Source organism: Nitratidesulfovibrio oxamicus, assembly GCF_015731765.1.
Taxonomy (GTDB): domain Bacteria; phylum Desulfobacterota; class Desulfovibrionia; order Desulfovibrionales; family Desulfovibrionaceae; genus Cupidesulfovibrio; species Cupidesulfovibrio oxamicus.
Window position 1 is genome coordinate 1 of sequence record NZ_VRYY01000105.1, and the last position, 6505, is coordinate 6505.

At 63.9% G+C, this 6505-nt stretch carries 7 protein-coding genes; all 7 read left to right on the forward strand.

Annotated features, from left to right (window positions below):
- The first annotated feature begins 697 nt into the window (after positions 1 to 697).
- The gene (locus FVW20_RS04725; RefSeq protein ID WP_196608509.1) at positions 698 to 994 is read left to right on the forward strand and encodes a hypothetical protein; all 297 of its coding nucleotides are present in this window, start codon (positions 698 to 700) and stop codon (positions 992 to 994) included.
- A 53-nt stretch (positions 995 to 1047) separates the two neighbouring features.
- Positions 1048 to 1560, forward strand: a complete 513-nt coding sequence (locus FVW20_RS04730) for a hypothetical protein (RefSeq protein WP_196608510.1) — start codon at positions 1048 to 1050, stop codon at positions 1558 to 1560.
- Positions 1561 to 1645: 85 nt separating this feature from the next.
- Positions 1646 to 2149 (forward strand): SycD/LcrH family type III secretion system chaperone, encoded by a 504-nt coding sequence (locus tag FVW20_RS04735; protein WP_196608511.1) that lies wholly within the window; start codon positions 1646 to 1648, stop codon positions 2147 to 2149.
- Positions 2146 to 3162: a type III secretion system protein gene (locus tag FVW20_RS04740; RefSeq protein WP_196608512.1), complete on the forward strand. Its 1017-nt coding sequence runs from the start codon at positions 2146 to 2148 to the stop codon at positions 3160 to 3162. The genes FVW20_RS04735 and FVW20_RS04740 overlap by 4 nt, the downstream gene beginning before the upstream one ends.
- A gap of 10 nt (positions 3163 to 3172) precedes the next feature.
- Positions 3173 to 4006: a type III secretion system translocon subunit SctB gene (gene sctB, locus FVW20_RS04745; RefSeq protein ID WP_196608513.1), complete on the forward strand. Its 834-nt coding sequence runs from the start codon at positions 3173 to 3175 to the stop codon at positions 4004 to 4006.
- A gap of 87 nt (positions 4007 to 4093) precedes the next feature.
- Positions 4094 to 4573: a type III secretion system chaperone family protein gene (locus tag FVW20_RS04750; protein ID WP_196608514.1), complete on the forward strand. Its 480-nt coding sequence runs from the start codon at positions 4094 to 4096 to the stop codon at positions 4571 to 4573.
- Between the two features lie 162 nt (positions 4574 to 4735).
- Positions 4736 to 6505: type III secretion system outer membrane ring subunit SctC (gene sctC / locus FVW20_RS04755; RefSeq protein ID WP_231038870.1), on the forward strand; the 1770-nt coding region annotated here is incomplete at its 3' end.

The following is a 6505-nucleotide window of genomic DNA, read 5'->3' on the forward strand; positions in this document are numbered from 1 at the left end:
GGCCGAGCAGCGAGCCGGTTGCCGCGTCCGCCGCCTGCCTGTCGCCCCGCGCGGCGCCCACGGTGGCGGAAGCGGCCTGGGCGTTGACACGAAAATCGAAGCTCATGGGTATCGTCCTCTCCTTGGCCGTGGGCCGCGTTGGCGCAGCCCTTGCGAGAATCACGCCATGACGAAGAAAACACTGGCGCTTTCAAATACTGGCTCTTGCCGTGACGCGGCGACCTTGGTAACTGGACATCATTGGTTTGCGGCGTATTTTCCGATATGTGAACGTCGGGCGAAAATGCCATAGTAGCGGGGTGTTCGGCAACCGTGCTCACATGGCAAACACGCGGTGCAACCGAGTTTCGTCCCCAAGCGAAACTGCAGGCTGCGGGTGCGCCCTTGCCGCACATGTTCCGGGCAGGCCAGCTGTGTGCTATCGTGTACCATGCACCTTGGCGGCGTACGCCGCATTTTTGTATGTTTTGTGCGCTAGCGGCCTGTGGACCATGCGTTGCGTGCTTTGTGTGCCAATATTTTTTGCAGATGGGCTTTCGTGTGCTGACATTGTTGGATTGGGGGATGGCAAGTTGGTTTGCAGCGATTTGGGTGTCAGGGGCCGGGCCCGGCGCGGACAAGGGTTTCGCGCCGTGGTCGGGTTTGGCATCGTTGCTGCAATGGCGGGTTCATTCACTTCACCAGGCAGGAGGACACCATGGCTTTCACCGAGAAGGACTTTGAGGTTCAGCAGGAACAGCTGCGGCAGCTTGAGGACGAACTGTCGCGGTTGAACGCCCAGTTCGACGCGCAGATGAAGACAGGCGGCATCGCTGCTACTGATCTTGACACCATCGACATGGATAAGCTGCCTGCCGAAGTGCGCACTGCGTTCGACGCGGCGCAGCAGGCCGCCCGCCGTGAAGGCGAAAGCCGGGCCGGGCAGGCTCGTCCCGCCGCTACCGCAGCGGCCAAGGCCCCCGGCGCGGGCCGCCGGGGCGCTGTTCGCCTGTAGACTGCATCCGGGCGTTGTAACCCGCTTCCGCACGCAATCCAAAGGAGTTTTCCATGTCGCAGGTCAATAACAACAGCAGCGTTACGTCGATCATGGATTCCATCAACCTTGGCCCCACGCAGAGCTTGCAGATGCTTTTCGCCAAGCTGAACTTGGCGCAGGCCCAGTTGGCCAAGAACGGGGCCATGGAAAACATTAACAAGATCCAGAAGAGTCAGGAAGCGCAGAAGGAATGCGCCACCATGATCGCCAAGGCGCGTGATTTGCAAAATCAGGCCAAGACCAGCGGTAAAGCCGCCGACATGCCCCCCGAAATGGTGACCTACTTCGACAAGAACGGCCTGAAGTATGACACCAAGGGCAACGACGTGCATCACAACAAGGACGAGTGGGAATACAACATTCAGTCGTTGACCGCCTTCCGTGACCAGTTGGGCACCGATACCCAGCAGCTGATGGTTTTCGTTCAGGACTTCATGGGCCAGTACAACTCGTACCTGCAAGGCGCCAACTCGGCCATTCAGCAGGGCAACCAGACCCTGCAGACGTTGGCTTCGGGCCGTTAGCACAGCATGTGCCCGACAAGGCGTGCGGCGCAGCTGCGCCGGTGCCTCAAGACATCTCCCACCCCAATCCGTTCGAGGAGTTCGTATGCGTCTTGACAGCGAAGCCGGCGCCGCGCCGCAGTTCAGCGAAGAGCAATTGAATACCATGGTGGAGGGCTTCTTTCAGGGGGCTTCCCTGGGGGCAGTGTGCAACGTGCAGCAGGAACAGTTGGAGGCGGGCTACGCCTTGGCCTACAACCTCTACACGGCGGGCAGCCACGCTGACGCGGAAACCGTGTTCCGTGCGCTTTGCCTTTACGACCACAACGACGAACGCTACTGGATGGGGCTTGCCGGTTGCCGTCAGGCGCTCGGGCAGTATTCCGCCGCCATCGACGCCTACGGCATGGCGGGCATGGCCAGCGCCCTTTCCGACCCCGCGCCCTTCGTTCACGCCGGCTTGTGCTACATGAAGCTGGGCGACAAGGAAAACGCTAGGGCCACCTTCGCAGGGGTGGAAGTGATGGGCGACCCGGCCAACGAAAACCATGCGGCCATGCATCGCAAGGCCAAGGCCATGCTCGACCTGCTGGCTGGGGAGGGTGCATGAGCGCCCTGACCATCGGCGGCGTCGGAGCCGCTGGCGGTGTCGGGCGCGTGGCCGAAGACGACATGACCCTGCGCCGCGCCACCACTGAGGGCACTCTGCCCCCTGTTGGCGGCGAGACGGGTGCAGGCGCCGTGGGCGAACTGCCGGTGCTTGCTCCTCCCCCCGCATCTGCCGCTGCTCTGGCCTTGGAGACGCTCATGGCCGCCATCGGCAACGCAGAGCGCCGTCAGGCCTGCCAGAACGGTGTGGATCAGATCAAGGGCAAGGCGGCCGAGCAGGCCAAGGTCAACGAGGAAAAGCTGGAGCAGATATCCAAGCAGTTGGAAGAGATGCGCTCCAAGTCTGTACTCAACGGCTTTCTGAAGGCGTTCAAGATCATCGGCATTATTGTTGGGGCCATTGCCGCCATTGCCACCACGGCAGTGGGCGTGGCCACCGGCAACCCGCTGTTGATCGCGGCGGGGGTGATGGCAGCCGCCATGACCGTCGATGCCATCTTAAGTGAGGCATCCGGCGGCAAGATAAGTTTTATGGCGGGCATGACCGAACTGGGCAAAGCCTGCGGCATGGACGACGAGACGGCCAAGTGGTTCGGCTTCGCCATGCAGATGGTGGTAACGGCAGTTTCGGTGGGGCTCAGCTTGGGCGCGGGCTTTGCCAACGCCGGGGCCTCTGCGGCTACCATGTCGTCCAAGGCGGCGGAAACCGCCCTCAACGTGGCTTCACGTGCGCAGCAGATCGCTCAGTTTACCAGCGCTGGGGTGGCCGTGGGCACTGGAGCGGGCACCGTCGCCGGGGCGGTCATCGACTACAAGATCGCTTCGTCGCAGGCCGACTCCAAGGAGTTGGAGGCCATTCTCGAACGCCTTCGTCAGGCCATTGACCTGGATCACGAGTTCCTTGAATCCGAAATGAAGCGGGCAGAGGAACTGATGAACAAGGTTGGCGAAATCGTTCAGGAAAACGCCGAAGCACAGACGGCCATTCTCAGCGGCGCACCCGCCATCGCATAGGAGCAAAGCCATGTCCACCATTACGAATGTCCGGGATATTCCCGGATTCAACCCGACCAAATACGACGCGTTGGTGGAGTCTGCCCGAAGCGAGAACGTGGATGTGGCGGCGCTGGACATGGCGTTGCTGCGGGCCGTGAACGCTGGCAGCAGCTTTTCCGACGCCGTGGGCAGCGTTACTTCCGAGTTGCCGCGCCTTGTCCTGCCGCATCAGAATGCGCTGACGCATCTCGGGTCGCTGAGCATGGCACCTTCGCCCGGGGCCACGCTGATGTCGCTGATCACCTCGCTGACCTCCGAAGAGCGCAGGCAAAACGCCGATATGCGTAAGGAACAGACCGAGGCCATTGTGGACCAGATCAACGCGCAGGCCGACGAAATGCGTTCCAAGGCCGTGGCCCAACTGGTCATGGGTGTGGTTTCGGGGGCCATCAGCATCGCGCAGGGTTTCGCCGTCATGAGCGTGCAGGCTTCGGGCATGAAGCAGGCAGCCGACTTTCGCGAGGGCGCAGCCATTGCGCAGCAGCACAACCTGCCGAAAATGTCGGCCTCGTTCACCAGTTCGGCTGTCGCTGCGGAAACCCGGACCACCGCCCAACTTGGCGTACTGAACAGCGGCGCAGGGGGCATCAATTCGGCGCTGGGTGGCGTTGGTCAGGCCGTGGGCGGCTTCTTTGACGCAGCCATCAAGGAAATGGATGGCAATATCGAGCGCATGCGTGCGGCCCGAGATGCCATGAAGGATCTGGACGAATCCCTGTCTCAACTTATACAGAAGACGTTGTCGAGCATGGACGCCATTCAGCAGAACATGAACCAGACCCGCGCACGGATTCTGGGCTAAATGTACCGGGCCGGGCACGGCGGGCCGCCTGCGGCTTGCCGTGTCCGGCTGGGCTTCGAGATATTGCGGCACCATCTGGGAGGTTTCATGTCCATCATGCGTACAACGGCAGAAGCCATCGCCAGCGCGGCAGGCTGGAAGCCGCCCATTCCCGTGGGCCAACCCGGCGACGCCACGGGCGGACGGTACCTGTTTCGCCTAGAGGGCGGGCTGGACATGGAACTGCTGTCGCCGGACGGCAGGATGTGCATCCTGCGGGGTAAGGTGGGCGACCTGCCTGCCGATGAGCATGCCGCCAACGCGCTGCTGGCGGAATGCGCCCAGCGTGCCGTGGGCCGCGCCCGAACTCGCAGTGCCGTGCTGGCCTTGGAGGATGGAGCGCTGGTTCTGTTCCGGCAACTGTCGCCGGAAGAGGCTGCGTCGCCCGACGACGCGCCCCGCAAGGCCGGAGAGTTTCTGAATGATCTTGCTTGGTGGCGGGGGCGGGTGCAGGCCCAACCTGCCGGAAGCGGCGTGGGGGATGCAAGGTTCGCGGGCATGTCGGCCGCGTGGTTATCCGGTCGTTGAAAGGTGGTTTCCTTGCAGCCAGAACATCCGTCGCTCGTCCTGCGGTCGCGGCTTCCTTCCGTTCCTCGTCTTGCGGTCGCGGGGGCCGTCGCGCGGGTCGTGCGCGGTGCGCTGCCGACCCTTGCCCTGCTGCTGTGCCTGGCAGCGGCGGCCACGCCCTGCATGGCCGCGCCCGGCGGGTCCGGCGCATCTGGCGGATCCGGCGCATCTGGCGGATTCGTGGGGCCTTACACCCATTATTCCGAGCAGGAGGACCTTACCGTCCTGCTCATGGATTTCGCCCGCGCGCAGGGGCTTGGGGCGTCGTTCTCGCCCGGCGTCACCGGCACGGTCAGCGGCAGGTTCGACGCGGTGCCCCCGGAAAAGTTCCTGCAGGGCATGCGGGCCGCCTTCGGCGTGCTGTGGTACCGGGTGGGCGCCACGCTGAACTTCTACAGCGAGGCGGAAACCAGCCGCATCTTCATTTCGCCCCGGGTCATGAGCGCCGAGGCGTTGTACCAGGCGCTGAAGCAGTCGTCGGTGCTGTCGCCGCAGCTGCCCGCCGACCTCATGCCCGGCGGGGGCATGATCGTGGTGGCCGGGCCGCAGGGGTACCTGGACCAGGTTTCCGCCGCCGTGTCCGCCTTCGAGGAGGCGCAGACCAGCAACTTCGGCATGCGGGTCTTTCCGCTCAAGTACGCCTGGGCCGAAGACATTTCGGTCAACAGCATGGACAAGACGGTGACCCTGCCGGGGGTGGCCAGCATCCTGCGGGCCATGGTCACCGGTTCACCCGCCAGCGCCACCCGCGTCACGCAGGAAACCGCCACGGTGGACAAGCTTTCCGGCACCGGCCTCGTGGCGCAGGGGCGGCAGCAGGCCCAGCCCCAGCAACTCCAGGCAGCACAGGGGCAGCAGGCGGGGCAGCAGCCCGCCCAGGCCAGGGGGCAGCAGGTCAGCATCATGGCCGATCCGCGCGTCAACGCCGTCATCGTGCATGACGCCGTGTACCGCATGCCCTACTACGAATCGGTCATCGGCGATCTGGACAGGCCGGTGGAACTGGTGGAAATCCATGCCGCCATCGTGGATATCGACAGCGACTACAAGCGCGACCTTGGCGTGACGTACCAGGGCACGGCGGGCAGCGGACAACGCTGGGCGGGCGGCGGCGACTTTTCCACCGGCACGGACGCCTTTCCCACCCTGCCCAGCCCCGGCAAGCCCCTGGGCAACGGCCTTACCCTGTCCACCATCTACACCATGGGCTCCGACTACTTCCTCGCCCAGATCACCGCGCTGGAAAAGAACGGCGAGGCCCGCATGCTGGGGCGCCCCTCTGTGCTCACCGTGGACAACGTGCAGGCCACCCTGGAAAACACCAGCACCTACTACATAGAGGTGCAGGGCTACCAGGCCGTGGACCTGTTCAAGGTCGAGGCGGGTACCGTGCTGCGGGTCACCCCGCACATCATCCGCAACGAGGACGGCGGGCAGTCCATCAAGCTGGTGGTCAACGTGCAGGACGACCAGAACGACAACAGTTCCGCCACGAGCACGTCCAATTCCACCGCCATACCGCCGGTCAAGCAGACCAAGATCAATACCCAGGCCATCGTGGGCGGCGGTCAAAGCCTGCTCATCGGCGGCTACTATTACGAGCAGAAGTCCACCACTGACACGGGCATTCCCATCCTGATGGACATTCCCGTGCTGGGGCACCTGTTCAAGACCAATTCCAAGACCAGCAAGCGCATGGAACGGCTGATCCTGATCACCCCCAAGGTGGTCCGGCTTAACGAGCTGCCCGCCACGCCGGAACGGGTGGACGACCCGACGTTCCACCGCTCGGCCACGCAGGGCGACTACAACGAGAAGGCGCCCGCGCCCGCCCCGAGCCGCAGCGGCGGGTGCACCCGCAGCGTGACCACCGTGGACCCCGCGGAGCCAGCC

What these genes read in the sequence shown, in the direction of transcription:
- FVW20_RS04725 (WP_196608509.1), top strand. Translation starts at nt 698, where the DNA reads ATGGCTTTCACCGAGAAGGACTTTGAGGTTCAGCAGGAACAGCTGCGG.
- FVW20_RS04730 (WP_196608510.1), top strand. Translation starts at nt 1,048, where the DNA reads ATGTCGCAGGTCAATAACAACAGCAGCGTTACGTCGATCATGGATTCC.
- sctB (WP_196608513.1), top strand. Translation starts at nt 3,173, where the DNA reads ATGTCCACCATTACGAATGTCCGGGATATTCCCGGATTCAACCCGACC.
- FVW20_RS04750 (WP_196608514.1), top strand. Translation starts at nt 4,094, where the DNA reads ATGTCCATCATGCGTACAACGGCAGAAGCCATCGCCAGCGCGGCAGGC.
- FVW20_RS04740 (WP_196608512.1), top strand. Translation starts at nt 2,146, where the DNA reads ATGAGCGCCCTGACCATCGGCGGCGTCGGAGCCGCTGGCGGTGTCGGG.
- FVW20_RS04735 (WP_196608511.1), top strand. Translation starts at nt 1,646, where the DNA reads ATGCGTCTTGACAGCGAAGCCGGCGCCGCGCCGCAGTTCAGCGAAGAG.